At 71.7% G+C, this 25,727-nt stretch carries 24 protein-coding genes and 1 pseudogene; 11 read left to right on the forward strand and 14 right to left on the reverse strand.

Annotation, left to right across the window (positions count from 1 at the left end; genetic code table 11):
- The first annotated feature begins 1 nt into the window (after nucleotide 1).
- The gene (locus NAMU_RS10055) at nucleotides 2–763 is read left to right on the forward strand and encodes an LLM class flavin-dependent oxidoreductase (protein ID WP_041370250.1); all 762 of its coding nucleotides are present in this window, start codon (nucleotides 2–4) and stop codon (nucleotides 761–763) included.
- A gap of 16 nt (nucleotides 764–779) precedes the next feature.
- Here NAMU_RS10055 and NAMU_RS10060 read toward each other — a convergent pair whose 3' ends face one another.
- The 4 genes from NAMU_RS10060 to NAMU_RS10075 form a co-directional block, all read right to left on the reverse strand.
- On the reverse strand, nucleotides 780–2,300 hold the full coding sequence (locus tag NAMU_RS10060) for a carboxylesterase/lipase family protein (RefSeq protein ID WP_015747302.1): 1,521 nt from the start codon (nucleotides 2,298–2,300) through the stop codon (nucleotides 780–782).
- A gap of 337 nt (nucleotides 2,301–2,637) precedes the next feature.
- Entirely contained in the window at nucleotides 2,638–2,934 is a 297-nt protein-coding gene (locus NAMU_RS10065; RefSeq protein ID WP_015747303.1) for a hypothetical protein, read from the reverse strand.
- Between the two features lie 462 nt (nucleotides 2,935–3,396).
- A complete protein-coding gene (locus NAMU_RS10070) occupies nucleotides 3,397–4,170 on the reverse strand; it encodes an anti-sigma factor (protein WP_015747304.1) in 774 nt (257 codons plus the stop codon).
- 79 nt (nucleotides 4,171–4,249) lie between these two features.
- Entirely contained in the window at nucleotides 4,250–4,798 is a 549-nt protein-coding gene (locus NAMU_RS10075; RefSeq protein ID WP_138180072.1) for an RNA polymerase sigma factor, read from the reverse strand.
- Nucleotides 4,799–5,050: 252 nt separating this feature from the next.
- Between NAMU_RS10075 and NAMU_RS10080 the strand changes: the two genes are divergently transcribed.
- The 5 genes from NAMU_RS10080 (at nucleotide 5,051) to idi (ending at nucleotide 10,795) form a co-directional block, all read left to right on the forward strand.
- Nucleotides 5,051–5,749, forward strand: a complete 699-nt coding sequence (locus NAMU_RS10080) for a GntR family transcriptional regulator (RefSeq protein WP_015747306.1) — start codon at nucleotides 5,051–5,053, stop codon at nucleotides 5,747–5,749.
- 97 nt (nucleotides 5,750–5,846) lie between these two features.
- The gene (gene atzF / locus NAMU_RS10085) at nucleotides 5,847–7,631 is read left to right on the forward strand and encodes an allophanate hydrolase (protein WP_041368693.1); all 1,785 of its coding nucleotides are present in this window, start codon (nucleotides 5,847–5,849) and stop codon (nucleotides 7,629–7,631) included.
- Nucleotides 7,632–7,711: 80 nt separating this feature from the next.
- Complete coding sequence (locus tag NAMU_RS10090) at nucleotides 7,712–8,434, forward strand: cysteine hydrolase family protein (protein ID WP_015747308.1); 723 nt, start codon at nucleotides 7,712–7,714, stop codon at nucleotides 8,432–8,434.
- A 35-nt stretch (nucleotides 8,435–8,469) separates the two neighbouring features.
- Nucleotides 8,470–10,056 carry a SulP family inorganic anion transporter gene (locus NAMU_RS10095; protein WP_015747309.1) on the forward strand — a complete coding sequence of 529 codons (1,587 nt, stop codon included), beginning with the start codon at nucleotides 8,470–8,472 and terminating at the stop codon, nucleotides 10,054–10,056.
- Nucleotides 10,057–10,162: 106 nt separating this feature from the next.
- On the forward strand, nucleotides 10,163–10,795 hold the full coding sequence (idi, locus tag NAMU_RS10100; RefSeq protein ID WP_015747310.1) for an isopentenyl-diphosphate Delta-isomerase: 633 nt from the start codon (nucleotides 10,163–10,165) through the stop codon (nucleotides 10,793–10,795).
- On the opposite strand, the gene NAMU_RS10105 is transcribed toward idi, so the two are convergent.
- The gene (locus NAMU_RS10105) at nucleotides 10,792–11,340 is read right to left on the reverse strand and encodes a DUF1697 domain-containing protein (RefSeq protein ID WP_015747311.1); all 549 of its coding nucleotides are present in this window, start codon (nucleotides 11,338–11,340) and stop codon (nucleotides 10,792–10,794) included. The genes idi and NAMU_RS10105 overlap by 4 nt on opposite strands.
- 1 nt (nucleotide 11,341) lies before the next feature.
- Entirely contained in the window at nucleotides 11,342–12,325 is a 984-nt protein-coding gene (locus NAMU_RS10110) for a LysR family transcriptional regulator (protein ID WP_083786018.1), read from the reverse strand.
- 72 nt (nucleotides 12,326–12,397) lie between these two features.
- Here NAMU_RS10110 and NAMU_RS29865 point away from each other — a divergent pair, with 72 nt between their 5' ends.
- The 4 genes from NAMU_RS29865 (at nucleotide 12,398) to NAMU_RS10125 (ending at nucleotide 15,352) form a co-directional block, all read left to right on the forward strand.
- Entirely contained in the window at nucleotides 12,398–12,550 is a 153-nt protein-coding gene (locus tag NAMU_RS29865; protein WP_169312480.1) for a hypothetical protein, read from the forward strand.
- A 154-nt stretch (nucleotides 12,551–12,704) separates the two neighbouring features.
- On the forward strand, nucleotides 12,705–13,193 hold the full coding sequence (locus tag NAMU_RS10115; RefSeq protein WP_015747314.1) for a DUF3145 domain-containing protein: 489 nt from the start codon (nucleotides 12,705–12,707) through the stop codon (nucleotides 13,191–13,193).
- Nucleotides 13,194–13,301: 108 nt separating this feature from the next.
- Nucleotides 13,302–13,868: a hypothetical protein gene (locus NAMU_RS27260; protein WP_015747315.1), complete on the forward strand. Its 567-nt coding sequence runs from the start codon at nucleotides 13,302–13,304 to the stop codon at nucleotides 13,866–13,868.
- A gap of 11 nt (nucleotides 13,869–13,879) precedes the next feature.
- Nucleotides 13,880–15,352 (forward strand): glycoside hydrolase family 3 N-terminal domain-containing protein, encoded by a 1,473-nt coding sequence (locus tag NAMU_RS10125; RefSeq protein WP_015747316.1) that lies wholly within the window; start codon nucleotides 13,880–13,882, stop codon nucleotides 15,350–15,352.
- Nucleotides 15,353–15,410: 58 nt separating this feature from the next.
- Here the strand turns inward: NAMU_RS10125 and NAMU_RS10130 are convergent, their stop codons facing one another.
- The 8 genes and pseudogenes from NAMU_RS10130 to NAMU_RS10165 form a co-directional block, all read right to left on the reverse strand.
- Nucleotides 15,411–16,172 (reverse strand): type 1 glutamine amidotransferase family protein, encoded by a 762-nt coding sequence (locus NAMU_RS10130; RefSeq protein WP_015747317.1) that lies wholly within the window; start codon nucleotides 16,170–16,172, stop codon nucleotides 15,411–15,413.
- Nucleotides 16,173–16,206: 34 nt separating this feature from the next.
- Complete coding sequence (locus NAMU_RS10135; RefSeq protein ID WP_015747318.1) at nucleotides 16,207–17,688, reverse strand: acyl-CoA carboxylase subunit beta; 1,482 nt, start codon at nucleotides 17,686–17,688, stop codon at nucleotides 16,207–16,209.
- A gap of 187 nt (nucleotides 17,689–17,875) precedes the next feature.
- Nucleotides 17,876–19,099 carry a beta-ketoacyl-[acyl-carrier-protein] synthase family protein gene (locus NAMU_RS10140; RefSeq protein ID WP_015747319.1) on the reverse strand — a complete coding sequence of 408 codons (1,224 nt, stop codon included), beginning with the start codon at nucleotides 19,097–19,099 and terminating at the stop codon, nucleotides 17,876–17,878.
- 88 nt (nucleotides 19,100–19,187) lie between these two features.
- Entirely contained in the window at nucleotides 19,188–19,430 is a 243-nt protein-coding gene (locus NAMU_RS10145) for an acyl carrier protein (protein ID WP_015747320.1), read from the reverse strand.
- Between the two features lie 91 nt (nucleotides 19,431–19,521).
- Nucleotides 19,522–20,502 carry a beta-ketoacyl-ACP synthase III gene (locus tag NAMU_RS10150; protein WP_015747321.1) on the reverse strand — a complete coding sequence of 327 codons (981 nt, stop codon included), beginning with the start codon at nucleotides 20,500–20,502 and terminating at the stop codon, nucleotides 19,522–19,524.
- A complete protein-coding gene (locus tag NAMU_RS10155; protein ID WP_015747322.1) occupies nucleotides 20,499–21,422 on the reverse strand; it encodes an ACP S-malonyltransferase in 924 nt (307 codons plus the stop codon). Before NAMU_RS10155 ends, NAMU_RS10150 begins: the two co-directional genes overlap by 4 nt.
- A gap of 469 nt (nucleotides 21,423–21,891) precedes the next feature.
- Nucleotides 21,892–23,289, reverse strand: a complete 1,398-nt coding sequence (locus NAMU_RS10160) for an IS110 family RNA-guided transposase (RefSeq protein ID WP_041368276.1) — start codon at nucleotides 23,287–23,289, stop codon at nucleotides 21,892–21,894.
- A gap of 513 nt (nucleotides 23,290–23,802) precedes the next feature.
- Nucleotides 23,803–24,273 (reverse strand): annotated as a pseudogene (locus NAMU_RS10165) (DDE-type integrase/transposase/recombinase); the annotation flags it as partial.
- A gap of 72 nt (nucleotides 24,274–24,345) precedes the next feature.
- On the opposite strand from NAMU_RS10165, the gene NAMU_RS10170 reads away from it, so the two are divergent.
- The gene (locus NAMU_RS10170; protein ID WP_015747323.1) at nucleotides 24,346–25,725 is read left to right on the forward strand and encodes an IS256 family transposase; all 1,380 of its coding nucleotides are present in this window, start codon (nucleotides 24,346–24,348) and stop codon (nucleotides 25,723–25,725) included.
- Nucleotides 25,726–25,727: the final 2 nt, after the last annotated feature.

Genomic DNA, 25,727 nt, shown 5'->3' on the forward strand with positions numbered 1-25,727 from the left:
GATGCGGCTGGGGGCGATGCTGGCCCACCTGTCGGTCGCCGAGCCCCGGCCGGTCGTCGACTGGGCCCGGCGGCTGGCGGACGCGGGTTTCCAGAGCCTGTGGATCCCGCAGCTGATCGGCCGCGGCATGTTCGTGCCCGATCCGTTCGTCACCCTGGCCGCCGCGGCCGTGGCCACCCGGACGATTCCCGGGGTAGAGCTGGGGACGGCCACCGTGCAGGTGCCGTTGCACCACCCGGTCGACCTGGCCCACCGGATCCGCTCGGTGCAGCTGATCTGCGGGGACCGCCTCAGCATCGGCCTGAGTCCCGGATCGACGGCCACCGACTTCGCCGCGCTCGACCAGGATTTCCCCTCCCGCTTTCGTACCTTCGGGCAGCGGGTGGGCCGGCTGCGCGGATTGCTCACCGAAGGCCATGACGACGGCGCGGATCTGGGCGTCACCGACCCGGTCCGCGGCTGCCCGCCGTTGCTGCTGGGGTCCTGGGGCGCCAACGTCGAGCGGGCCGCCCGCGAGTTCGACGGCTGGCTGGCCTCGGGCTACCGGCGAACGCCGGAACAGATTGTCGCCGCCCATCAGCGGTTCCGGGCCGCCGGCGGCCGGCGGGCCATCGTCACCGCGGTGCCGGTCGCCGGACCGGGCGACCTGCCGCGGGTGGGACAGGAGCTGCACCGCTACGCCGACGCCGGGTTCGACGACGCGGTGGTGCTGATCGAACCGGCCGGGCCCACCCCGGAGCTGGTCAGAGCGCTGTTCCCGTAACGACTTTCGCGCCGGGTCAGCGCCCGAGCAGCGGCAGGGCCGCGAAGGAGTGCTCGCGCCACAACTCGGCGGAGACCCGCTCGGGATACCCGGTGACGGTGGGGTCGGTGTCCAGCAGCTGGGTGAGCCACCGTTCGGTGTCGAAGGCCGGCCACCCCGGGTCACCGTCGGCGGCGAACGCCGTCCAGGCCCGGCGGATCCAGCCGGACAGGTCGCGCGCGGCGGCCGGGGGAGGGTCGCCGATGAGCATGGCCGGTTGACCGCGGTCCAGCGTGCCGAAGACCAACGGCACGTCCAATCCGTGGCAGGCGCCCAGCGCTCCGCCCAGGCCCGGAGCCGGCCAGGTCAGCTCGTATAGGTAGGTGCGCCCGCCGGCGGCCGCGTGCGCCTGGGCCAGCTGCAGCGAGGGCATGCGGAACAGCCAGTCGCCGTTGACGAGCTCGTACAGCTGCTCCGGGCCGGCGCCGGGGTAGGCCTCGCGGTAGCGGCGGGCACCGTCCGGGCCCGGCGCCAGCGCGCGCAGGGCGGCGTCGGCCCCCTCCGGGGTCACGCTGCCCAGAACCCCGTCGAGCAGGCTGAACAGCCGATGCTCGTCGCGGGTGTGACCGGTGAGCAGGTCCACGTCGCGACCGGCCCCACCGGCCACGGCCGCCCACGGGGCGGCCGGCAGGACGTCGCCGTCGACGACCGGCGCGATCGGGATGGGCCGGAAACAGATCGGTCCCCATCGGTCGGCCCACCGCCCGATGGCGGAGGAGACGGCCTCGCCGGCGGCCGGCAGGCGGCCGGGGTCGATCGCGGCCAGCTCGGTGACCGTGGGCCGGACCCCCAGTTCGGCGGCCCAGGCGGTGGCGATGTCGGCGGCCAGCTCGACCGAGAAGAACGGGCCGGGCACGCTCTGGGCGATCGCCCGGCGGAACAGCCCGGCCGCCCGCGGCATGGCCAGCAGGGCGGCCACCGACCCGCCGCCGGCCGATTCGCCGACGACGCACACCCGGCCCGGGTCGCCGCCGAACGCCCGGATGTGCTCGTGCACCCACTGCAACGCCGCCACCTGGTCCAGCAGACCCCGGTTGGCGGGGGCGCCGTCCAGGAGCCCGAAACCCTCCAGGCCCAGCCGGTAGTTCACCGTCACCACGACCATCCCGCCGGTAGCCAGGACGGCGCCGTCGAACTCCGGTTGGCTGCCCGAGCCGATCAGGTACCCGCCGCCGGGAATCCAGACCAGCACCGGCAGGCCGGCGGCCGGCGCCGGGTCGGGCGAGAAGATGTTCAGGGTGAGCCAGTCCGTTCCCGGCGCGGCGGTACCGGGTTGCGGTGGCGGCGGGCCGAACGCCACCGCCGGCCGCACGCCCGCCCACGGACGGGCCGGATGCGGGGCGGCGAAGCGGAGCGTGCCCACCGGTGGCTCGGCGTACCGGACGCCCAGGAAGACAGCCACGCCGGCGTCCCACCGGCCCCGGAGCACCCCGGCGCCGGTGCGGACCTGGGGCCCGGACCCGGGCTCGGCGTCGGTTCCGGCGGTCACGGTCACCACGGGCCCTCCGGCGATACGGGCGATCGGGCGGCGGCGGCCGCCCGGGTGCGGATCATGCCGCCGCGCGCGGCCGTCAGCCAGTCAATTTCCGGAGGTGAAACGCGTGAACACCGCGATCGAGCGCGTCGGTGCACCCCGGGCGGCCATCGGAGGCGGCAGAACGCGGAGGCGGAGGCGGACGCGGCGTCGGCACCGGCAGCGGGCGAACCGGGTGGACGGACGAGGAAGGGGACCGGGCGACCCGGGACGCGGTCGAGAGGTCAGGCGCACTCGACCGGTGCGGAGTTCAGGTGCTGGTGGATCGTTGGTTCAGACGCTGAAGGTCAGACGCTGTAGGTCAGGCGCTGTAGGTCAGGCGGGCGGGGGCAAGCACCAGCGGATCCGGGACCGCGGTCGGCACGATCGCATCGGCCGGGTAACGGTGGATCTGGCCGAGCTGATCGGTGATGGTCACGCTGTTGCCGCGGTTGCGAATCTCGGTCACCACGTGCGGCGGGCGCTCGGCCGCGGGCCGCCACAGGTCACCGGGGGCCAGGTGCCCCACATGGTGCAGCGTCTCGGTGTACCCGCCGCGGGGCGTGGAGCGCGCGCGGTGTTGGTGGACGGCCGCGGCGTTGCCGAGGGTCAGACACATGGCGCCTCCATTGGGTCGTGCGCGTGGTTCCTCGTCCTCGCCCGACGACGGAATGTCGGTGCAAGGCAATCTCCGAATGCTGAACGACCGGGGACGAGAAATCCACCTGAACGGGGGTGTGTGCCACGTGGCCAACGTCACGTTTCCGCCGGGCCGGGATCGGCCGAAAAGTCCCGCCCGGGGCCGACGTTCGGGCGCTACCGGCCGGTGCGTCGGCTCCGGCGCCCGGAGCTGCGACAACGCTGTCGCCGAGGCCGCGCGGCCGGCGCCCTTTCGGGGCTGGCCGGGCCCGCAGCTGCTGGGTGCGGCCGACCGGTGCGCGCCGCCGGCACTGTGATTCGTGTCGCAGGGGTGATGGACGTCACGACAAGGGTGTTCATGGTGGTCGCCATGTGGCGGTGTCGGGCCATCGGCACTTCCCGGGCGCAACCGCCCTGATTCACCTCTGCTCTTTCACGTCGGCTACTTCACCTCGACGGCCGTGCCGACCAGCACCCGCTGGCCGGAGGAGGCCTGATCGCCGTCGGCCTGTTCCTGGGTCACGGTCATGGTCGGGAACGCCTCGGGTGAAACCCCCGACCAGAGCACGACGTCGGTGCCGTCGTTGAAGGTGCCGATCGGCACCAGCACGCCGTCGGCGTTGCGCAGCCAGCCCTGATAGAAGCGTCCGTTGTCCAGCCGCGGCAGCCCGGTTGCGGTCAGGGTGATCTCCCAGCCGGAGTCCTTCCGGACCATCACGGCCTGGCCGGACGCGGTCGGGGCCAGGTCGGTGGCGGCCAGGGCCACGTCGAACGTCCGCTCGCCGGCCGGGCGCAGCACCAGCACCCCGCCGGCCACCACCGCGACGATGGCGGCCGCGACCCCCACCCAGACCGCCGGGCGGCGCCAGCCGGACCGGGAGGCCCGGCGGCGGCGGGCGGCGGCCAGCTGGTCCGCGGGTGGAGCGCTCTGGGGCCGGTCGCCGATCTGGTCGCCGATCTGGTCGCGGGCCCGGGCGCCCGACTCCGCGGCGATGGCGGCGACCACCGCGTCCTCCAGCTCGGCCGGCGGTTCGGCCCACAGCGTCGGGTCGGCCAGCAGGTCGCGCAGCTCGTCGAGTTCGGCCTGATCGGCTGCGGTCAGCCGGACGTCGCGGTCACCGGTCAGGTAGTCGATCCGGGCGCGGTCGGTCGCGCTGCCGGCCGCCCCGTCCGGGGGTCGGCGATCGTCGTCGGTGGAACCGGGGTCGGGAGCCACAGGGTGCTCACCTCCTCTCGCAGGGTAGTGGCGCAGCGCGCCGGACGGGTCGGGTCAGGTCGGGTCGGGTCGGGTCGGGTCAATCGAATCCTTCCCGCAGGTGGCCGAGCCGGCCGGCCAGCTTCTTGTGGGCCCGGAACGATCGGGACTTCACCGTGCCCACCGGAACGCCCAGCCGCTGCGCGACCGCGGTCTGGCTCAGGCCTTCCAGGTGCTGCAGCTGGATGATCTGGCGTTCGTCCGCGGGCAGCTCGTCCAGCGCCTGGCGCACCTGCCAGGCGTCGTAGGTCCGTTCGATGGCGACCGGTTCCTGCACCAGGGCCGGATGCGCGGCCGGCACGTCGTCCAGGTCGGAACTGGCCTGGCGGTGCTCCTGCCGGTAGACGTCGATGGCCGTGCGCCGGGCGATGGTGGCCAGCCAGGGCGCCAGGTCCCGACCGGGGTCGACGGTGTGCGCGGACCGCCAGGCCTTGAGGAACGTCTGCTGGGCGGCGTCCTCGGCCAGTTGCGGGTCGCCGAGCTGATTGCGGCACACCGCATAGACCAGGCGGCCGTACTCCCGGTAGACCGCCCGGACCGCGTCGGACTCGCCCGCGCGGAACCGCGCGTGCTCCGCCTGGGTCAGCACCTGACCAAGGGTAGGCCAGTTTGTCCTGTTCGCCGCGATGGTCGGCACCGGTATCCGACCCGGCTGCGGCACCCGCGCGGGTGGTCATGCCCGCTGATACGAGCAACCGGGTGAAATCGGTTCTCGACCGGGCCACCCCGGCCGCGCGGGTGAACACACCGACCGACCGACCCGAACGCGACTGTCCTTCTACACTGGACCAGCGGCTGGTCACGGGTGGTCCGGTCGGTGGGTTGGGGAGGAGACGCGACGATGAGCGCCGATCCGACCCCTGGCGACGACCTGTTCGCGCCGAGCCTGGTGGAGGCGACCACCCGCCGGTTGCGCAACGAGATTCTCTCCGGCGCGTTGGCTCCCGGCGAGCGGATCATCGAAGAGCAGATCTGCCAACGCTTCTCGATCAGCCGGGCGCCGGTACGCGAATCCCTGCGGCTGCTGGTCCAGCAGGGACTGGTCGAACACCTGCCGCGGCGGGGGGCCCGGGTGGCCACCTGGTCGGAGGAGGACATCCGGCAGCTGTTCGAGATCCGCGCGGTGCTCGAGCGGCACGCCATCATCACGGCCATGCCGCTGGTCTTCGACGGTGGGGACGACCCGCTGGCGCCGGTGCGAGCGCGGCTGGAGCAGATGCGGGCGGCCGAGGAATCGGACGACGAGCTCGAACGCGACGACGCGCACCGCGCCTTCCACGCGGCCATCGTCGCGCTGGCCGGCAACCGGCAGCTGGATCTGACCCTGGAACCCATTTTGATCAAGTTGCAGCGCCCGATGGCGATCAACCTGCGGCTGGAGGCCAACCTGGTCGGCCCGGGGGAGGGCATCCGGCGGCACGCGGCCCTGGTCACCGCGCTGGAGAGCAACGACACCGACGTGGTGCTGGCCGCCCTGGCCGAGCACGGCGGTCAGCGGTATCTGAAGTACCGGCGGGACGCTGCCGCCGTCGCCGGCTGATCGCGCCGGACCGCGCGGCATGGCCACCGATGACGGCGCAATGCAGTGTTTACACACGGAGCGGTTTCGGGATACATCGATTGTCGACAATCGACGCATGTCGAAGCGCCCGGCTCCGGGACCGGCCGACGGTCCCACGATCGACGACCTGACCACCGCCTACCGAACTGCCGCCACCACCGTCTCCGATGTCGTGGACGGGGTCCTGGCCAGCATCGCCGACCGCGGTGACGACGGCACCTGGATCAGCGTGGCCGAACGCAGCGAGCTGCTGCTGCGGGCCAAGCAGCTCGAGGCCGCCGACCCGACAAGCCTTCCGCTGTACGGCATCCCGTTCGGGGTCAAGGACAGCATCGATGTCGCCGGGGTAGCGACCACGCTGGCCTGCCCGGACTATGCCTACCGGGCGACGCAGACCGCGCCGGTGGTGGAGCGGCTTATCGAGGCCGGCGCGATCTACGTCGGCAAGACCAATCTCGACCAGTTCGCCACCGGGCTCAACGGCACCCGCACGCCCTACCCGGTGCCGCGCAGCGTGTTCGGCGGCGAGCTGATCTCCGGCGGGTCCAGCTCGGGGTCCGCGCTGGCGGTGGCCTCCGGTCAGGTGCCGTTCGCGGTGGCCACCGACACGGCCGGCTCCGGGCGGGTGCCGCCGGCCCTCAACGGCATCGTCGGCCTCAAACCGTCCCGCGGCCTGATCAGCACCGTCGGCCTGGTGCCGGCCTGCCGTTCGCTGGACTGCATCAGCCTGATGGCCCGGAACGTGCCGGACATCGCGACGGTGCTCGACGTCGTCGCCGCCCCGGACGACCGGGATCCCTTCACCCGGTTGCGCCGTCGCGAGGCCCCGGACCCCGGCACCCTGCGGATCGGCCTGCCCGACCCCGGTCAGCTGGAGTTCTTCGGGGACGCGCCGATGCGGGATGCCCACCTGGCCGCCCGGGCCCGGATCGGCCGCGACTTCGAGCGGGTGGTGACCGCGCCGTTCGGACCGTTCCTGGCCGCGGGGGAGTTGCTCTACCAGGGTCCCTGGGTGGCCGAGCGGCTCACCGAGTTCGGCGAGTTCCTGTCCAGCCACCCGGATTCGGTGCTCCCGGTGATCAGCACGATCATGCAGAGCGGCGACCGGTACTCCGCGGTCGACGTCTTTGCCGCCGAGCATCGGCTCGGCGAACTCAAGACCGAGGTCCGGCAGCTGTGGCGGGCCATGGACGTGCTGATCCTGCCGGCGATCGGCACCACCTTCACCGTCGATCAGGTGCTGGCCGACCCCATCGCGACCAACACCATGCTGGGCCACTACACCCACTTCGGGAATCTGCTGGACCTGTGCGCGGCGGTCGTGCCCGCCGGGCTGACCGCCGACGGCCGGCCGGCCGCGCTGATGGTGCTGGGTCCGGCCCTGGCCGACGACCGGGTCCTGGCCGTCGCCGCGGCCCTGTCCGGCGACCTCGTCCCGCCGGCGGCGCCGCCGCCGGGCCGGTCCCGCCCGGGCGAGGTCACCCTGGCCGTGGTCGGGCACCATCTGTCCGGCCAGCCCCGGTGCGCCGACCTGCTCGACCGGGGCGGCCGGCTGCTGGCCACCACGACGACCGCCGAGAGCTACCGGTTGCTGCGGACCGGCGGGCCCACGCCCGTCCCGGTCCTGGTGACCACCCCGGATTCCGGGGCCGCCATCGAGGTCGAGCTCTGGGGACTACCGGCGGCCGCCCTCCCCGAGATCCTGGCCCGCTCCAGCCCGTCGGTGTGTCTGGGCCGGGTCGCGCTGGCCGACGGCCGCACCGAGATCGGTTTCGTCGCCGACACCAGTGCCCTGGACGACGAGGATCTCGCCGACATCACCGCTTTCGGCGGGTGGCGGGCCTATCTGGCCGCCCGCTAGCCCGTACCCGAGCACATCACGACCCCGCGCAGCGCAGCGCACCGAACCACCCCCGCCCGCCCATCATCCTGGGAGCGCCCGTGTCCGACCCCATCACCATCCCGGCCCAGCCCGGCCCCTTCCCGTTCGACGTCGCGAGCACCGCGTTGGTCGTCATCGACATGCAGCGAGACTTCCTGCTGCCCGGCGGTTTCGGTGAGACTCTGGGCAACGACGTCGCCTTGTTGCGCCAGGTCGTCCCCCCACTGGTCGAGCTGCTGGCCGCCGCCCGGGCGGCCGGGATGCTGGTCATCCACACCAGAGAGGGCCACGAACCGGATCTCTCGGACTGCCCACCGGCAAAGTTGCGACGAGGCAAGCCGTCCGCCCGGATCGGGGACCCGGGGGCGCTGGGCCGCATCCTCATCCGGGGTGCGTACGGCCACGACATCATCGACGAGCTCGCCCCGATCGCGGGCGAGATCGTCATCGACAAGCCGGGCAAGGGGGCGTTCTACGCCACCAGCTTCGGGGACGTGCTTGTCGAGCACGGCATCACCCACCTGATCGTCACCGGGGTGACGACCGAGGTGTGCGTGCACACCACCGTCCGGGAGGCCAACGACCGCGGGTACGACGCCCTGGTGGTGTCCGACTGCGTCGGTTCCTACTTCCCGGAGTTCCAGCAGATAGGCCTGCAGATGATCGCCGCGCAGGGCGGAATCTTCGGCTGGGTGGCCGATTCCGCGGCCGTCATCGCCGGGCTGAGCGCCGGAACCGCACTGGAGACCGCCGGCGCCCCGCACACCGCGCTGGCCGGCTGACCACCCCGCGTCACCCCCATCTCGAGGGAGAACCCATGAACCTCACCGGCTTCAAATCGTCGGCGTCCTCGGACGGCTCACTCAAACTGCCCTACTGGACCAAGGGCGAGACCAACGCGTTCTTCGGCCTTGGCTTCAACATCCTGGTCAACGTGCTGACGCTGACCGCGCTGCTGCTGTTCGTGGTGCAGATGCCGGCCGCCTCGGTGCTCGGCACCGTGCTGCCCGCCCTGGGCATCGCCATGCTGGTCGGCAACGTCTACTACACGTTCCTGGCCCGCCGGCTGGCCCGCAAGGAGAACCGGACCGACGTCACCGCGCTGCCCTACGGGCCCAGCGTGCCGCACATGTTCATCGTCGTGTTCGTCATCATGCTGCCGATCTTCCTGTCCACCGGAGATCCGGTCCGGGCCTGGGAGGCCGGCCTGGCCTGGGCGTTCATCATCGGCGTGATCGTGCTGATCGGTGCCTTCATCGGACCGTTCATCCGCAAGATCACCCCGCGGGCGGCGATGCTGGGCACCCTGGCCGGCATCTCGATCACCTTCATCTCGATGCGGCCGGCCGCCCAGATCTGGGACGCCGCCTGGATCGGGCTGCCCGTGCTGGGCATCATCCTGGTCGGCTTCTTCACCAACATGCGGCTGCCCGGTGGCATCCCGGTCGGCCTGGCCGCGCTGCTGGTCGGCACCGCGATCGGCTGGATCGGCGGCTACATGTCGGTGCCGGACGTGCAGGCGGCGGTCAGCCAGATCGCCTTCGCCGTGCCCAGCCTGCACTTCGACCTGCTGTTCACCGGTCTGGGCAACCTGGCCCCGCTGCTGGCCACCGCCATCCCGCTGGGCGTCTACAACTTCGCCGAGGCGATGAGCAACGTGGAAAGCGCCGCGGCGGCCGGGGACAGCTACAACCTGCGCAGCGTGCTGCTGGCCGACGGGGCCGGCGCCATCGTCGGGTCCGCGCTGGGCTCGCCGTTCCCGCCGGCGGTCTACATCGGCCACCCGGGCTGGAAGGCGGCCGGTGGGCGCGGTTCGTACTCGATGGCCAGCGGCATCCTGATCGCGGTGCTGTGCTTCCTGGGCCTGTTCGGAGTGCTCAACACCCTGCTGCCGATCCCGGCGATCGTGCCGATCCTGCTCTACATCGGCCTGCTGATCGGCGCCCAAGCCTTCCAGTCGGTGCCCAAGATCCAGGCCGCCGCGGTGGTCGCCGCCATCCTGCCCAACCTGGCCCAATGGGGGACCGGCCTGATCGACAACGCGCTGGCCGCGGCCGGTACCTCGGCCGACCAGGTCGGCGAGGCCGCCCTGACCAACGCCGGGCTGGTCTACCACGGGCTCAAGGTGTTCGGCGAGGGTGCGGTGCTGGCCGGCATGGTGCTGGGCTCCATCGTGGCGTTCCTGCTGATGCGCAACTTCTACGCCTCGGCGGCCGCCGCCGGGGTCGGCGCGGCGCTGTCCTGGATCGGGCTGATCCACGCCGAGCAGGTGCAGTGGGCGGCGCGCCCGCAGGTCGCGCTGGGCTACGCGATGCTGGCCATCGTGCTGCTGGCCTTCGCCGTGCACAAACGGAACGAGCCGGCGTCGGCCGAACTCGACCCGGAGGTGCCGGCCGAGGCCTGATGCCAACCCCACCCGACTGACCCGTCCCGGCCGCAGACCCCGACTGCGGCCGGGACGCCGTGCGCTCCGGTCGGGCCCGGACGGCGGCATCGGTAGGCTCGCCTTCGTGCCGCCCATCCGTCATCCCCTGTTCGACCCGATGCATCCGGGCCGGCTGCACCGGCCGCCCTTCCCGCTCTCGCCGCTGGACGAGAACGAGCAGGTGGTGCTGGTCGACGAGGCCGGCACGGCGATCGGAACGGCCGACAAGGCCACCGTGCACGGCGCCCACACGCCGCGGCACCTGGCGTTCTCCTGCTACGGGTTCCGCGCCGACGGGCGGCTGCTGGTCACCCGCCGGGCCCACGACAAGGCGACCTTCCCCTCGGTCTGGACCAACACGGCGTGCGGCCACCCGGCGCCGGGGGAGAGCCCGGCGCAGGCCGCGACCCGCCGCCTGCGCTACGAGCTGGGGGTGCAGCCGCGCGAGCTGACCATGGCCCTGCCGGACTTCTCCTACCGCGCGTTCGACGGGACGGTCGAGGAGAACGAGCTGTGCCCGGTGCTGGTCTGCCGGATCGACGACGACCCGCAGCCCCGCGCCGACGAGGTCGGCGAGTGGGCCTGGTGGAGCTGGGCGCAGTTCCTGGCCGCCGCGGCCGACCCGGAGAGCGGATTGTCGCCCTGGTCCCGGGAGCAGGCCCCGCTGCTGGATGCGGTGCTGGGCCGGATCGGGGACGACGGCGGCTCCGGCCGCTAGCCGGCCAGTTCGGCCAGCTTGGTCGCGGTGTTCCAGTTCCGCAGCGTGACCGCGGTGCCCAACGCCTTGTCCCAGTTGACCTTCCACAGCGTCGATTTGGAGATGCCGTTCGGGCACCACAGGTACAGGTGACCCGCGGCGAAACGGGCCTCGTCGGGCGCGGTGTCGGCATCGTCGGCCAGCTCGGGCACCGCCGCCACGGTTCCCTGGCTCGGCGTGTCGTCCAGGAACCCGAGGAAGTGCTTGGACCCGTCGGTGGCCCGCGGGCCGAACGGGTCGGCCTCGATCGCCGCGGCCAGCTGGGTGGGGGTGCGGACCAGCACCCGCGCGGTGACCTTGAGCTGCTCGGTCATGGCCTGCTCGATGGCCGTGGCCAGCGCGGCGCTCGATCCGGGCGCGCTGAACACGGCGTTGCCGCTCTGCAGCAGGGTGCGGACGTCGCCGTAGCCCAGGTCGGTCAGCAGCGCGCGCAGGTCGGCCATCGCCACCCGCTTGTTGCGCCCGACGTTGATCCCGCGGATCAGGGCGATGTGCAGGCCGGCCACGTCAGCTCACCAACGCCGGGGCCGGATCGGCGATCGGGGCCGGGCCCCGGGTCACGCTGCGACAGGCCAGCGGGCCCCGGGCCACGCCGGCGGCGACCCGGCGCAGGGACTCCAGGGCGGGCGCGATGTGCGGCTGGTCGGCGGTGCCGGCCCGGGTCTGCACGCTGATCCGGCGAACCGGGCTGACCCCGGCGACGGGTCGCAGCACGATCGGTTCGTGCACGGCCTCGGGTTGGGCGAGCCGGGGGAGCAGGCTGACCCCGTGGCCGGCCGCGACCAGCCCGACCACGCCGACGAATTCGTCGGCGTAGTGGCGGGCGCGCGGGGAGAACCCGGCCCGTTCGCAGGCGTCCCGGCTCAGCTGCCAGCACGGCACCCCGGGGTTGGCCAGGATCCAGTCCTCGTCGGCCAAATCGGCCAGCTCGATCTCGGCGCGATCGGCCAGCGGGTGATCGAACGGCAGGGCGACGTCCATCACGTCGTCGAGCAGGTGCTCGGAGTGGACCCGTTTGTCGTCCGAGCCGGGCAACAATTCGGTGGTGGCCAGGTTCATGCAGATGTCCACCCGCCGCCCCAGCAGGGCGTCCAGCGCATCCTCCGGCTGCACCTCGCGCAGTTCCACCCGGATTCGGGTCCGGGTGGACAGGTCGGACACCAGCGGCACCGCCAGGGCTTTCACCGCGGAGCTGAACGTGCCCACCCGGACCGTGCCGGCGTCCCCCCGCCGGAAGGCGGCCAGGTCCGACTCGGCGTGTTCCAGGTGGGTGAAGATCTGGTGCGCGTGCTGCAGCAGCAGTTGGGCGGCCTCGGTAAGCCGGACCCGGCGCCCGTCCGGTTCCAGCATGGCCGTGCCGGCCTCCTTGGACAACGCGGCCAGCTGTTGGGACACCGCGGACGGGGTGAGGTGGACGGCGGCGGCGGTGGCGGCGATGGTGCCGCACCGATCGAGCTCCCGCAGGATCTCCAGCTTGCGGACATCAATCATGCAGTGCATCTTACGCATTCGCGGAAGAAGAAACAGATGGACGGGGGGTTTTTTTGGGACCACGCTGAAGCCATGACCGCCGCCCTGATCGTCCTGGCCCTGTTCCTCCTGCTGGCCGTCGCCGGCCCCCGGTTCGGCACCGACAGTCGTCGGCCCCGAGGCTGGGCCGAGCGCGACCCCGACACCGCCCTGTGGTCCGATCCCGGGGTGGCGCACCTGCGCTGAGTGCGGTGGCCGGGCAGCGCGGCTCGGCCACCCGGGGGTGGCGTCACACCCACCCCACAGTGCACAATGTCAACAAGCGACACGCAGACCGCCGCCGAATCGTCACGTCCACGTTGGGGAAGAACGTTGGAAGTGCGAGCGGAGGTGGACGGTAGTGACTCGTGGAGTGGTGTATGTGCACTCGGCGCCCGCGGCGATCTGCCCGCACGTCGAGTGGGCGATGGCCAGCGTCACCGGGGGACGGGTGACGTTGTCGTGGACGGCGCAGCCGGCGTCGCCGGGGTCGCTGCGGGCCGACGCATCCTGGTCCGGCGCTCCGGGCACCGCCGGGAAGCTGGCCAAGGCGCTCAAGGCGTGGCCGATGCTGCGGTTCGAGATCACCGAGGAAGCCAGCCCGGGTGTCGATGGCGAACGGATCTGCCATCTCCCGGGCCGGGGGATCTGGCGGGCGGCCATGTCGGCCAACGGCGACGTGGTGCTCGGTGAGGATCAGGTCCGTTCCGTGCTGGCCGGGGCCACCAACCTGGAAGCCGTCCACCACAAATTGGCCGAACTGCTCGGCGCCCATGTCGACGCCGAGCTCGAGCCCTACCGCCGGGCCGGCGAGGGCACCGCGGTCACCTGGTTGCATCAGGTCGGCTGAGGGCAAGGTTGCGCGCCGCCGGCGAAGAGTGCGATACACCACGTCGGCGCGTCGTTTGCGTGCGCCCGACAACCCATCCCGTCGTGGGACGTCGCTTGAGGTGACGTAATGACGACGGAAGGTACTGCCCGCATGCGGCTGCGCGGACGACGACTCACGATGGTGCTCACCATCGCTCTCGTTGTCGTTCTCGGCGGGTGCGCCTCGGCCGCCTGGGCCCTGGGCCGGACCCGGGCCGTGCCCATGCCGACCGGCTACTCCGCCGGCCCGAGCAGCGATTCCACCGTGCAGCTGTCCGCGGCGGCGTCCGAGCATCCTCGGGCCGACCAGGTGCGACAGACCCTGCAGCGCTACTTCCAGGCGATCAACGGCCGCGATTTCGACGGCTGGCTGGCCGTCGTGGCCACCGACCAGTCGGCCAACCAGACTGCCGACGACTGGTTGCACCGGTACAGCACCACGGTCGACTCGAACCTGGTCGTGGTCGACGTCGAGGACGATCCGCTGCGCGCGCGGCTGATGTTCACCTCCGTGCAGGACGTGGCCTTCGCCCCCAAGAGCCTGCCGGTCACCTGCATCAACTGGGACCTGACCTACCTGCTGACCGACCACGACGGCACCCTGGTGCTCAGCGGGATCGATCCGTCGGCCCAATCCATGACCGCATGTCAGTAACGTCAGGGTCCATGCGATCCCGACGCGGCTGCGGTCTGCCCGGTTCGAACCGCGCCCGGCTGGTCGGCGCGCTGGCCGCCGGTGGCCTGGTGCTGGCCGCGTGCTCGTCCGCACCCGACCCGTCCGCCGGTTCCGCCTCCGGCGCGGCGGTGTCCAGCAGCCCGGTGTCCAGCCCCGTGTCCAGCCCGGCGTTGAGTGCTGCGTTGAGTTCGGCGGCGCCGACCCCATCGAGCACCGAACCGACACCGTCGGCCACCGCACCGGCCAGTCCGAGTGCCCCGCCGCCGGAGGCCGCCGCGCCGGCGCCGGCCGTCCCGGCCGGTGGGTTGGTGACCGGCGCCGACATGACGGCCGCGTCCGCCGCGGTGGCCGCGATGAGCACCGCCGACCGCGCCGGCCTGGTCGTCATGGCCAGCTCGGCCGACGCCGTGGACACCGATCTGGTCGCGCAGCTGCACCTGGGCGGGGTGATCCTGATGGGGTCGCAGGGGTCGATCGACGGCACCTCGACCGGTACGCCCGAGCAGGTCGCCGCGGTCACCGCCCAGCTGCAGAGTCAGGTGCCGGCCGCCCAGGCGGGCGCGCCGCTGCTGATCGCCACCGACCAGGAATCCGGCCTGGTCACCCGGCTGGTCAACGGTTTCAACGACTTCCCCGGCAACCAGGAACTGTCCGGCATCGCCGACACCGCCGCGGCGGCCGCGGCCACTGAGGCGGTCACCGCGGCCAGCGGGGCCGAGATGCGCGCGGTCGGCATCAACGTCGACTTCGCGCCGGACGCCGACGTGCTGCCGCAGTCCGGGGATTCCGGGGTCGACGGCCGGACCTTCGGCGCCGATCCCGACCGGTCGGCGACCCTGGTCGCCGCCGCCGTCCGCGGGTACCAGAGCGGCGGGGTGGCCGCGACGGTCAAGCACTTCCCGGGGATCGGCCGGCTGGCTACCGACACGCACAAGGCGCTGCCGTCGCTGGACGTGGACTGCGCGGAGTGGAACGCGGTCGAGGCGGTGCCGATGCAGGCCGGAGTGGACGCCGGCGCCGCGCTGGTGATGACCGGACACATCGAATTGCCGGCGGTCGGCGCGGTGGGCGAGTCGTCGGCGCTGAGCTCCGCGGTGGTCACCGACCTGCTCAAGGGCTCGGGGGCGGGCGGCTGCACCGGGCTGAACTTCGCCGGCGTCGCGGTCTCCGACTCGTTCGAGATGGCGCCGGTGGTGGACAACTTCTCGCCGAGCGAGGCCGCCTGGCGGGGCATCGCGGCCGGTCAGGACCTGGTGCTGATGCCGGTCGACCCGACGGCCGCGGTGACCGGCATCGCCGCCGCGGCCGACAGCGGGCAGCTGCCGGCGACGCGGCTGGCCGAGGCGGCCACCCGGGTCTACGCGCTGCGGCTGGCGCTGGGTCGGATCCCGGCCCCCGGCCTGGAGGTGGTCGGCTCGGCCGAGCACGAGGCGGTCGCGGCGAACGCACGGGCCCAGGGCTGACCGCTCGATCACGGCCTCAGGGGCCGCCGGACAGGACGCGGGCCGCAGGTCCGGGCGGTCAGATCCGGGCGCCGGCCCGGAAGGGCCGGACCTGAACGTCGCTGCCGGTCCCGTCGGGACTGCCGGCCCGGTGCACCAACCAGACCTGCCCGGCCCCGGCGACGGTGCAGCGGCCGTCCGCGGCGAAGGTGACCAGGGTGTTCTCGTCGATGCCCAACCCGTTGCCGGCGGCCAGCTCCCCACGCACCGCCTCGATCAGCCGCGGCAGCGTGCCCCACTGGGCGCAGTGCACGTCCACGCTCCACGGGGTGAGCCCGAGACCGGGGACCACGGTGATCTCCTCCAGGTCCTCCCCGGCGTCGTCCGGGCAGACGGGGACGCCACCGGAGAGCCAGCCACCGACCACCGCCCGGGTCGCGGCCATCGCCGCACCGGCCGAAAAGCCCAGGTAGGGCCGATCCCCGTCGGCCAGCCAGGCCCGCACCTCGGCGGCCACCGGCACCAGCGCCCCCGCGTACCCGGGGGTGAGCCCGCCGGCGACCAGCAGCCCGTCGGCCGGCGTCAGGTCAGCCACCGCGAGCCGGCCGCCGAGCGGGACGAACACCGGGCGCGGTACGCAGTCGCCGACCGTACGAAGCAGCTGCGACCACCGCTCGAAGTGTTCGGCCGCGGTGCCGTCGCCGGGGTCCTCGTCGAGGACGACGCAGGCGATCTGCGGCGGCCGGCCGGCCACCGCCCCCGCCTCCAGCAGGAACGGCCGGTAGAGCGCCTCGGCCGCGGCGGCATCCCAACCGCCACCGACCAGATGGACGCTGCTCATCGGCGACCCACGGGCCCCCGCGGTTCGGCGGGCGTCACAGCGGGATGTTGCTGTGGCTGCCGCGGCCGGCCGGGGCCGCGGCCAGGGTCTCGGCCAACCGGCGCCGGGTCTGCGCCGGGGTGATGACCTCGTCGACCACGCCCAGCTCGATCGCCCGGTGCACCCCGCCGGCCAGCTTCTCGTGCTCGGCCGCCAGCTGGGTGTGCAGCGCCTCGCGCTGCTCCACCGGGGCGGCGGCCAGCTTGCGCCGGTGCAGGATGCCGACGGCCGCCTTGGCGCCCATCACCGCGATCTCGGCGTTGGGCCAGGCGAAGACCGCCGTCGCGCCCAGGGCCCGCGAGTTCATCGCGATGTACGCGCCGCCGTAGGCCTTGCGGGTCACCAGGGTCACCCGGGGCACGACGGCCTCGGAGAATGCGTGCAGCAGCTTGGCCCCGCGGCGGACCACCCCGTCCCACTCCTGGCCGACGCCCGGCAGGTACCCGGGCACGTCCACCACGACCAGCAGCGGGATGCCGAACGCGTCGCACATCCGGACGAACCGGGACGCCTTCTCGGCCGACTGCGAATCCAGGCAGCCGCCCAGGCGCAGCGGGTTGTTGGCGACCACGCCGAGCGAGCGGCCGGCCAGCCGGCCCAGGCCGATGACGATGTTGGGCGACCACTTGGCCTGCAGTTCCTCGATGGGCCCGTCCAGGATGCGGTCGAGCAGCGGGCGCACCGGGTAGGCCCGGTTGGCCTGCTCGGGCAGCACGGAGGCCAGGTCGGGGTCGTCGGGAATGCCCGAGACGCCGGCGATGCCGGGCTGGGTGAAGATGCCGGTGATCCGGCGGGCCCGGGCGTAGGCGTCGGCCTCGGAATCGGCCACGACGTGCACCACCCCGGACTTGCGGTGGTGCGCGGCCGGCCCGCCCAGGGCCTCCTGGTCGACGTCCTCGCCGGTCACCGAGCGCACCACGTCCGGACCGGTGACGAACACCCGGCCGTCCGGCGCCATGATTACGATGTCGGTCAGGGCCGGCCCGTAGGCGGCACCACCGGCGGCCGCGCCGAGCACGACGGAGATCTGCGGGACCCGGCCGGAGGCGCGGACCATCGCGGCGAACACCTGGCCGACCCCGTCGAGGGCTTCGACGCCCTCGGCCAGCCGGGCGCCACCGGAGTGCCACAGCCCGATCACCGGCGCCCGCTCACGCAGGGCGATGTCGATGGCGTCGACGATGTGCCGGCAGCCCTCGTGGCCCATCGCCCCGCCCATGCGGGTGCCGTCGGTGCAGTACGCGATGACCTTGGAGCCGTCGATGCGGCCGCGGACGGCCAGCACGCCGGAGGTGTCGTGCCCGTGCAGGGGCACGACGGTGCCCGGGTCCATCAGGGCGGAGAGCCGGACCAGCGGCTCCCGCGGGTCCAACGCGCGGGGCGCCGGCTTGGGCGCGGACGGCGCCGGCTCGGCCGTGCCCGGGTCGGCCGGTCCGTGCTGCTCCGGCAACTCGGTGTGGGGTAGGACTGCGGTCATGGTCCACTCCTGACGCGCCGCCTGCGCGGCGCCGATGCCGATGCTGGTGCGGTGCTGCTCATTCAGATGCGGGCGGGTGCGCCTGAATGCGGGTACGCCGCAACGACGGCGTGTCCTGGGGGTGGTGCGACCCGGCCGTGCGGCCGGGTCCGGATGCTGGCGCGCCTGGTCAGGCGGTTCGCGCGGGTCAGGCGGTGAAGACCAGGGCGACGTTGTGGCCACCGAAGCCGAACGAATCGTTCAGCGCGGCAGTCAGTTTCACTTCGCGGTTCTCCGTCGCCACGTCGACCTTGATCTCCGGGTCGAGCGTGGTGATGTTGCGGGTGCCGGGCACGATGCCGTCGCGCACCGAGAGCAGGGTGGCGATGGCTTCGACCGCGCCGGCGGCGCCGAGCATGTGCCCGGTCATCGACTTGGTCGCGGTGACCACGGCGTGGTCGCCGACCGAGCGCAGGATCGTGTTGGACTCGGCGATGTCGCCGACCGGGGTCGAGGTGGCGTGCGCGTTGACGTGTCCGATGTCCAGCGGGGACAGGTCCGCGGTGCGCAGCGCCTTGGCGATCGCGCGGCCCGAGCCCTCGCCGTCCGGCTCCGGGGCGGTGATGTGGTACGCGTCGTTGGACATGCCGATGCCGGCCAGCCGGCCGTAGATCTTGGCGCCGCGGGCGCGGGCGTGGTCCTCGCGCTCGAGCACCATGATGCCGGCGCCCTCGCCCAGAACGAAGCCGTCCCGCTCGATGTCGAACGGCCGGGACGCGCCCTGGGGGTCGTCGTTGCGGGTGCTCATGGCCCGCATCTGGGAGAAGCCGGCCATCGGCAGCGGGTGCACGCAGGCCTCCGCGCCGCCGGCGATGGCCACGTCGAGCTCGCCGGACTTGATCATCCGGTAGGCCCAGGCCATCCCCTCGGCGCCGGAGGCGCAGGCCGACACCGGGGCGTGCACGCCGCCGCGGGCCTTGGCCCACAGGCCGACGGCCGCGGCCGGGCCGTTGGGCATGAGCATGGGCACGGTCAGCACCGCGACCTTGCGGACGCCGTCCTGTTCCAGGATGTCGTCCTGGCCCAGCAGCGTCAGCGCGCCGCCGATGCCGGTGCCGATGACCACGCCGAGCCGTTCCAGGTCCATCTCGGGGGCGCCGGCGTCGGCCCAGGCTTCACGGGCGGCCACCAGGGCGACCTGCTGGCACCGGTCGAGCCGACGGGCCTCGACCCGGGACAGCACCTCACTCGGGTCGACCACCAGCGGCGCGTAGATGCGCACCGGCAGGTCGTACTTCTCGGCCCACGGCTCGGTGAGCGGCTTGACGCCGATCGTGCCGTCGAGCATGGCCTGCCAGGTTTCGGGCGCGGTGCCGCCGATCGGCGTGGTCGCGCCGATACCGGTGACGACAACGTCGTGATCGGAGCTCATCGCTTGGTCCCCTTCGAGTGGGTGGGTGTGGGTGGTGCGGCCCCGACCGCGCCGGCGGTGGTCCCGCCGGCCGCGGCCGGGGGCGGGATCAGGACTTGTTGGCCTCGATGTAGGCGACGGCGTCGCCCACGGTGCGCAGGTTGGCCAGCTCGTCGTCCGGGATCTTGACCCCGAACTTGTCCTCGGCCTGCACCGCGATCTCGACCATGGACAGCGAATCGATGTCCAGGTCGTCGGTGAAGGACTTGTCGGCGGTGACGTCGGCCGCACTGACGCCGGCGACCTCTTCGACGATCTCGCCGAGACCGGCGATGATGTCCTCGTTGCTCACGGTGGTTCCTTTCGGGGTTTCGGCCGATCCCGGGGGTGGGTCTTGACACGGCCGCGGATAGAAGGGCAACTGGGGATTCTGCCCCATGTGGTCAGGGGCAGACGAACACCTGGCTGGCGTAGGTGAGTCCCGCGCCGAAGGCGACCGAGAGCACGACCTGGCCCGAGGAGACCTCGCCGGCGGCGCGCATCCGGTCCAGCGCGATCGGGATGGACGCCGAGGAGGTGTTGCCGGTGGTGACGATGTCCCGGCCGACCTTGAGATCCTGGCGCGCGCCTTCCCTGATGATCTTCTTGGCGATGCCGTCGATGATCCGCAGGTTCGCCTGATGGGTGACCAGCACGTCGATCTCGTCCAGTGCGACGCCGGCCGCCGCCGCCGCGCGGATCGCCACCGGGGCGATCGCGGAGGTGGCCCAGCGGAAGACCGTCTGGCCCTCCTGGATGAAATGGCCGTTGCGGCCCTCGATCCGGATGGTCTGGGTGTGGTCCTCGTCGCAACCCCAAACGACCGGGCCGATGCCCGGCTCGTCGGCGGCCGAAACCACCACGGCGCCGGCCCCGTCGGCAAAGATGATCGCCGTCGCCCGGTCGTCCCGCTTGGTCCAGTCGGTCAGCTTCTCCGAGCCGACCACCAGCACGTTGCGCGAGGCACCGGTGCGCACCGCCTGGTCGGCGGCCGCGATCGCGTAGCAGAAGCCGGCGCAGGCCGCGTTGAGGTCGAACGAACCCGGCGCGTGAATGCCCAGCAGGCTGGCGATCTGGGTCGAGGCGTGCGGGACGGGGGAGTCCAGGCTGCAGGTCGCGGTGATCACGGTGTCGATCTGCTCGGGCTGCAGGCCCGCCTCGGCCAGGGCCTTGGCGCCGGCCTGGGCGCCCATCGAGGCCACCGACTCGTCGGCGGCGGCGAACCGGCGCTCGGCGATGCCGACCCGGGCCTGGATCCACTCGTCGTTGGTGTCCATGATCTGGGCGAGATCGTCGTTGGTGACCACCCGGTCGGGCCGGTAGTGACCCAGACCGACGATCTTGGACCCGGGGGAGCCGGCAGCGGTGCGAATGGTGGCGCTCATGCCTGCTTCACCCCCGCGTGCTCGGCGGCGAACGCCGCGGCGGCGTCCAGATCGGCGGGAGTCTTCAGTGCCATGGTGGCCACGCCCTTCAGGTCGCGCTTGACGAGTCCGACCAGCGTCCCAGCCGGCGGCAGTTCCAGCACGCCGGTGACGCCGAGATCGGCCAACGTCTGCATGCACCGGTCCCAGCGGACCGGGTGCGTGACCTGGGTGACGAGCAGCTGCAGGTAACCGCGCCCGCCGGCGACGACCGAGCCGTCCGAGTTGGTCAGCAGCACGTGCGTGGGATCGCTGGGGCTCAACGCGGCGACGTGCTCGCGCAGCGCGTGCTCGGCCCCGCCCATGTACGACGTGTGGAACGCGCCGGCCACCGGCAGCGGGATGATCCGCACCCCGGCCGGCGGGTTGGCCTTGAGCTGATCCAGAGCCTCGAGCGGTCCGGCGGCCACGATCTGCCCGCCGCCGTTGACGTTGGCGCCGACCAGGTCCAGCTCCTCCAGCGCGGCCAGCACGTCCTCGGTCGCCCCACCCATGACGGCGGACATGCCGGTCGGGGTCAGCGCGCACGCGGCGCTCATCGCCTGCCCGCGGACGGCGGCCAGGCCGACGGCGTCCAGGTCGGGCAGCACACCGGCCACGGCGGCCGCCGCCAGCTCGCCGACGGAATGCCCGGCGACGACCGCGGTGGAGGGAATCTGCAGGTAGCGCGCGGCGAGCAGGGCCGCGGCGACGACCAGCGGCTGGGTGACCGCGGTGTCCTTGATCTCCTCGGCCGTGGCCTGCGTGCCCAACCGGGTCAGGTCCAGGTGCGCCCGGTCCGACATCTGGGCAAGCGTGTCCGCTGCTCCGTCCAGTTCAAGCCAACTGGAGAGCATTCCGGGTTTCTGGGCTCCCTGACCGGGAGCAACGATGGCCAGCACGTTTCTACCGTGACACGATCGGGTGTCGGTTGGTGGTGACGGTCGGCACCAAGTCCTTGGGAGTGTTTTGTAGAGTTCCTACAGTCAACCCAGCGGGACTCACCAAACCTGATCATGGCCGCGATCCCGATCGGGCCCGCTGCCCGCACTTTCTCCCACCTTCGGTGGCCTTCGGCTCGGCCCGTCTCGACGCGCTCGCTCGGTGGTGGTGGTTCGCTGACCGGAAAATAGGTACGCATGAGGCTGGTGGTGCTGCTGGTGCACATTTTCACGCCTCTGTGGCGTCACCGGAAGGGACAGGGTGACTGATCAAAGCCGCGTCTGGGTGGTGGGTGTGTCCGGTTGGGCGCGGGATTGATCAGCGAAGCGCGCCCCCGCCCGGGTGGTTCGCTGACCGGAAAATCAACGTGCCGTTGGGCAGCCAAGGGTGACCCGTGGTGGTGACCATCGGGTTGGGTGGGTGTCGGGTTTAGGCGGCCGCGGTCAGGGTGACGTTGAAGCCGAGGGCTTCGAGTTGCCGGACGTGGTTACGGGTTCGGCGTCCGATGTCGATGCGGTGGTCGTTGAAATCGACGCCGAGGTCGTGGAAGGTCGTGCCGGGGTTGGCGAGCAGGTGCCAGATGATGACAAGGATGGATCGGGCGATGGCGACGATCGTTTTGAGTTTGCCGCGGCGTTTGATCAGGCGTCGATAGCGTTCTCCCAGGAAGGTTTGGGTCTTGCCGCCGGTCGCGGCCGCTTCACCAAGCACGGCGCGCAGGTAACGGTTGCCCTTGCCGGTCTTACCGGTTGTTGATCGTTTCCCGGACTGGATCGTGCGGGGGCACAGCCGGGTCCAGGACACCAGATGGCCAGCGGTCGGGAACCGGCTCATGTCCAGCCCGATCTCGGCGATGATGACCTGTGCGTTGCTTGGGCCGATCCCGGGTATCTGGTCCAGGATCTTGATCATGTCTGCGGCCGTCGGCGGTGTCCGGCGCTGGGCCGCCTCGTCGGCGGGTGCGTTAGCCCTCGTACCGGGCCGAGTTTGGCCATCCGGTGCGGGGCGGTCCGGATCGGGGGTGTTACCGGCCGGCAAGCTGGCCAGGAGTGCCTCGATGCGTGCGGTCAGGACGTCGATCTGATCGGTCAGCGTGTCGATCTGATGCAGCAGCATCCGGGCCAGCTCGGCGTGATGATCGTCGAACTGACCGGTCAGCGACTCGACCAGGTCGGCGTACTTGAGCCGCATCCGGCCGCGGGCCATGCCGGCCAGAACCCGCGGGTCCCGCTGGCCCGCGATCAGGGCCTCAATCATGTCCCGGACGGACAGGGTGTCGATCCTGCTCGCCACGGAGGTGACCTTGATCAGGGCGTCCTCCAGCAGCTTCTCCAGCCGTTGCCAGTACCTGGTCCGGTCGCCGGTCAGATCGGCCCGCATCCGGGTGTAGTCGCGCAACTGCCGGACCTGCGCTGATGGCACGAACGATGGACGCAACAGCCCCTTCTCGGTGAGCTTGGCCAACCACACACTGTCCAGCTTGTCCGTTTTGGGGCGACCGGGGACGTTCTTGACATCGCGGGCATTGACCAACTGCACGTCCAGGCCATGAGCTTCCAGCAGATAGAACCAGATCCGCCAGTAGTCCGAGGTCGATTCCAGGGTCACCTTCTCGATGCCCTGGTCTGACAGCTGTGCGGCCAGGCCCAGGACCGCTCTGGTTCGGGCCGGGACGTCCCAGACTTTGCTCACTCGCCGACCCGTCCCGGACGCGGCTGGTACGCGAACGCAGACTGTGCCCGAGTCCTTGCCCACGTCGATCGCGCAGACCCGCTGCACGATCTGTTCATGGGGTTCGTCGAGGATCTCCTCGACCTGTTTGGTCATCACACCGCGTCGCTCCTTCCCTGAGGTGCACCACCGCCACGGCGGGCTGCCCGGGGGCCTCGGTCGGGAACCGAAAATCTGACCGGCGTGCTCGAAGCAACAGTGCGTGACCCGTCAAGGTCGGGCCCCGGCGCCAGACTGATCAACGGGCTCGAAGCTCAAGCGAACGAATCGGCGTCGACAGGCAACCCACCTCCCATTTTCACGCCGTCGTGGCGTCACCGGAAGGGACAGGGTGACTGATCAAAGCCGCGTGTGGGCGGCGGTGCGTCCACTTTGGCGCGGGAATGATCAGCGGGGCACGGTTCGGCCCGGTGGTTCGCTGATCAAAGCCGCGTGTGGGTGGTGGCTGTGTCCGGTTGGGCGCGGGAATGATCAGCGGGGCACGGTTCGGCCCGGTGGTTCGCTGATCAAAGCCGCGTGTGGGTGGTGGCTGTGTCCGGTTGGGCGCGGGATTGATCAGCGAAGCGCACCCCGGCCTGGTGAATCCCCCCGGCGTGTCCGGAGGCTGTCTCAAACGGTGAGTCCGGCGGTTTGCTGGGCTCGGTGGTGAGCGTAGAACGCGTCCTCGAGTTCGGCTGGTGGGATGTCGCCGCAGTACTCGTGCAGGCGTCGGTGGTTGTACCAGTCGATCCATTCGGCGGTGGCGAATTCGACGGAGTCGATGCTGCGCCAGGGGCCGCGGTGACGGATCACTTCGGCCTTGTACAGGCCGTTGATTGTTTCGGCCAGGGCGTTGTCGTAGGAGTCGCCGACGCTGCCGACCGATGCTGCGATGCCGACCTCGGCGAGGCGTTCGGAGTACCGGATGGATGTGTACTGGGACCCGCGGTCGCTGTGCGCCACGACGTGTTCCACAGTCCGGTCGGCCCGTTGACGGGTCCAGATGGCCTGCTCCAACGCGTCCAGGACGAGCTGTGTGGTCATCGTGGTCGCGACCCGCCAGCCCAGGATGCGGCGGGCGTAGGCATCGGTCACCAACGCCGGGCGTGTCAGATGGTCTGTGTAGGAGCCGCGATCGGATGCTGAGGCGGGTGCCTCGCGAAGGAGCGGATCATGACCATGACCGAGCATTCCTCGTCGTTGCCGGCGGATGATGCGGTGCCGGGGCCGGGGCGGGTGAGTGGCCGGCAGCTGCGGGAGTTGCTGGCCGACGACGTGTGGCTCGACGAGTTGATCGACCGCGCCGAGGCCGGCGGTGTCCGGCTGACCGGCGAGGGCGGGTTCCTGCCGGAGATGATCAAGGCGGTGCTCGAGCGGGGCCTGGCTGCGGAACTGACCTCGCATCTGGGATACGAGGTGGGCGACCCGGCTGGTCGGGGCTCGCCGAACAGCCGGAACGGGCACACCCCGAAAACGGTGGCGACCGAGGTCGGGCCGGTCCCGTTGAGCGTGCCGCGGGACCGGACGTCGACGTTCGAGCCGCGTCTGGTGCCCAAGGGTCAACGCCGCCTGGGCGGGTTGGACGAGCAGATCATCAGCTTGTACGCGGGCGGCATGACCGTCCGCGATATCCAGGCTCATCTGGCCCGCACGTTGGGCACCGAGCTGTCCCACGACACGATCAGCAAGATCACCGACGCGGTGCTGGACGAGGTCAAGGCCTGGCAGTCCCGGCCGTTGGAAGAGCTCTACCCGATCATGTACCTGGACGCGATCGTGGTGAAGGTCCGCGACGGGCACCAGGTTCGGAACAAGAGCGCGTACATCGCCGTCGGCGTCGATATGGCCGGGATCAAGCACGTGCTGGGGATCTGGGTGCAGTCCACCGAGGGCGCCAAGTTCTGGGCCGGGGTCTGCGCCGAGCTGGCCAACCGGGGCGTCAAGGACGTGCTGATCGTGTGTTGCGACGGGCTGACCGGGCTACCCGAGGCGATCGAGGCGACCTGGCCGCGGACGACCGTCCAAACGTGTGTGGTCCACCTGATCCGGGCCTCGATGCGGTTCGTGTCCTACACCGACCGGCGGGCTGTCGTGGCCCAGCTCAAGACGATCTACACCGCCCCGACCGTGGACGCCGCCGAGACGGCGCTGTTGACGTTCGCCGAGACCGATCTGGCCCGCCGCTACCCGGCCTGCCTGCGGACCTGGCAGGACGCCTGGGACCGGTTCATCCCGTTCCTGGCGTTCCCATGGCCGGTCCGCAAGATCATCTACACCACGAACGCGATCGAGTCGTTGAACTACCAGCTCCGCAAGATCATCAAGAACCGCGGGCACTTCCCCAACGACGACGCAGTGGTCAAGCTGCTGTGGCTGGCCATCCGCGATATCGAGGACAAACGCGCCCGGGACCGGACCTCGGAGAAGGGCAAACGAGTCGGACGCACCGCCGAGGGCCGGCTCGTCGAGGGCCAGGTCACCACCGGTTGGAAACCCGCGCTCGGTGCACTGGCCATCCAATACCCCGACCGCATCACCCCCAGGATCAGCTGACC

It is taken from the genome of Nakamurella multipartita DSM 44233, assembly GCF_000024365.1.
In the GTDB taxonomy this organism is placed as follows: domain Bacteria; phylum Actinomycetota; class Actinomycetes; order Mycobacteriales; family Nakamurellaceae; genus Nakamurella; species Nakamurella multipartita.

What these genes read in the sequence shown, in the direction of transcription:
- NAMU_RS10140 (WP_015747319.1), bottom strand. Translation starts at nt 19,099, where the DNA reads ATGAGCTCCGATCACGACGTTGTCGTCACCGGTATCGGCGCGACCACG.
- NAMU_RS10110 (WP_083786018.1), bottom strand. Translation starts at nt 12,325, where the DNA reads ATGATTGATGTCCGCAAGCTGGAGATCCTGCGGGAGCTCGATCGGTGC.
- NAMU_RS10170 (WP_015747323.1), top strand. Translation starts at nt 24,346, where the DNA reads ATGACCATGACCGAGCATTCCTCGTCGTTGCCGGCGGATGATGCGGTG.
- NAMU_RS27260 (WP_015747315.1), top strand. Translation starts at nt 13,302, where the DNA reads ATGACGACGGAAGGTACTGCCCGCATGCGGCTGCGCGGACGACGACTC.
- NAMU_RS10080 (WP_015747306.1), top strand. Translation starts at nt 5,051, where the DNA reads ATGAGCGCCGATCCGACCCCTGGCGACGACCTGTTCGCGCCGAGCCTG.
- NAMU_RS10095 (WP_015747309.1), top strand. Translation starts at nt 8,470, where the DNA reads ATGAACCTCACCGGCTTCAAATCGTCGGCGTCCTCGGACGGCTCACTC.
- NAMU_RS10055 (WP_041370250.1), top strand. Translation starts at nt 2, where the DNA reads ATGCGGCTGGGGGCGATGCTGGCCCACCTGTCGGTCGCCGAGCCCCGG.
- NAMU_RS10160 (WP_041368276.1), bottom strand. Translation starts at nt 23,289, where the DNA reads ATGACCAAACAGGTCGAGGAGATCCTCGACGAACCCCATGAACAGATC.
- NAMU_RS10130 (WP_015747317.1), bottom strand. Translation starts at nt 16,172, where the DNA reads ATGAGCAGCGTCCATCTGGTCGGTGGCGGTTGGGATGCCGCCGCGGCC.
- NAMU_RS10135 (WP_015747318.1), bottom strand. Translation starts at nt 17,688, where the DNA reads ATGACCGCAGTCCTACCCCACACCGAGTTGCCGGAGCAGCACGGACCG.
- NAMU_RS29865 (WP_169312480.1), top strand. Translation starts at nt 12,398, where the DNA reads ATGACCGCCGCCCTGATCGTCCTGGCCCTGTTCCTCCTGCTGGCCGTC.
- NAMU_RS10150 (WP_015747321.1), bottom strand. Translation starts at nt 20,502, where the DNA reads ATGAGCGCCACCATTCGCACCGCTGCCGGCTCCCCCGGGTCCAAGATC.
- atzF (WP_041368693.1), top strand. Translation starts at nt 5,847, where the DNA reads ATGTCGAAGCGCCCGGCTCCGGGACCGGCCGACGGTCCCACGATCGAC.
- NAMU_RS10065 (WP_015747303.1), bottom strand. Translation starts at nt 2,934, where the DNA reads ATGTGTCTGACCCTCGGCAACGCCGCGGCCGTCCACCAACACCGCGCG.
- NAMU_RS10125 (WP_015747316.1), top strand. Translation starts at nt 13,880, where the DNA reads ATGCGATCCCGACGCGGCTGCGGTCTGCCCGGTTCGAACCGCGCCCGG.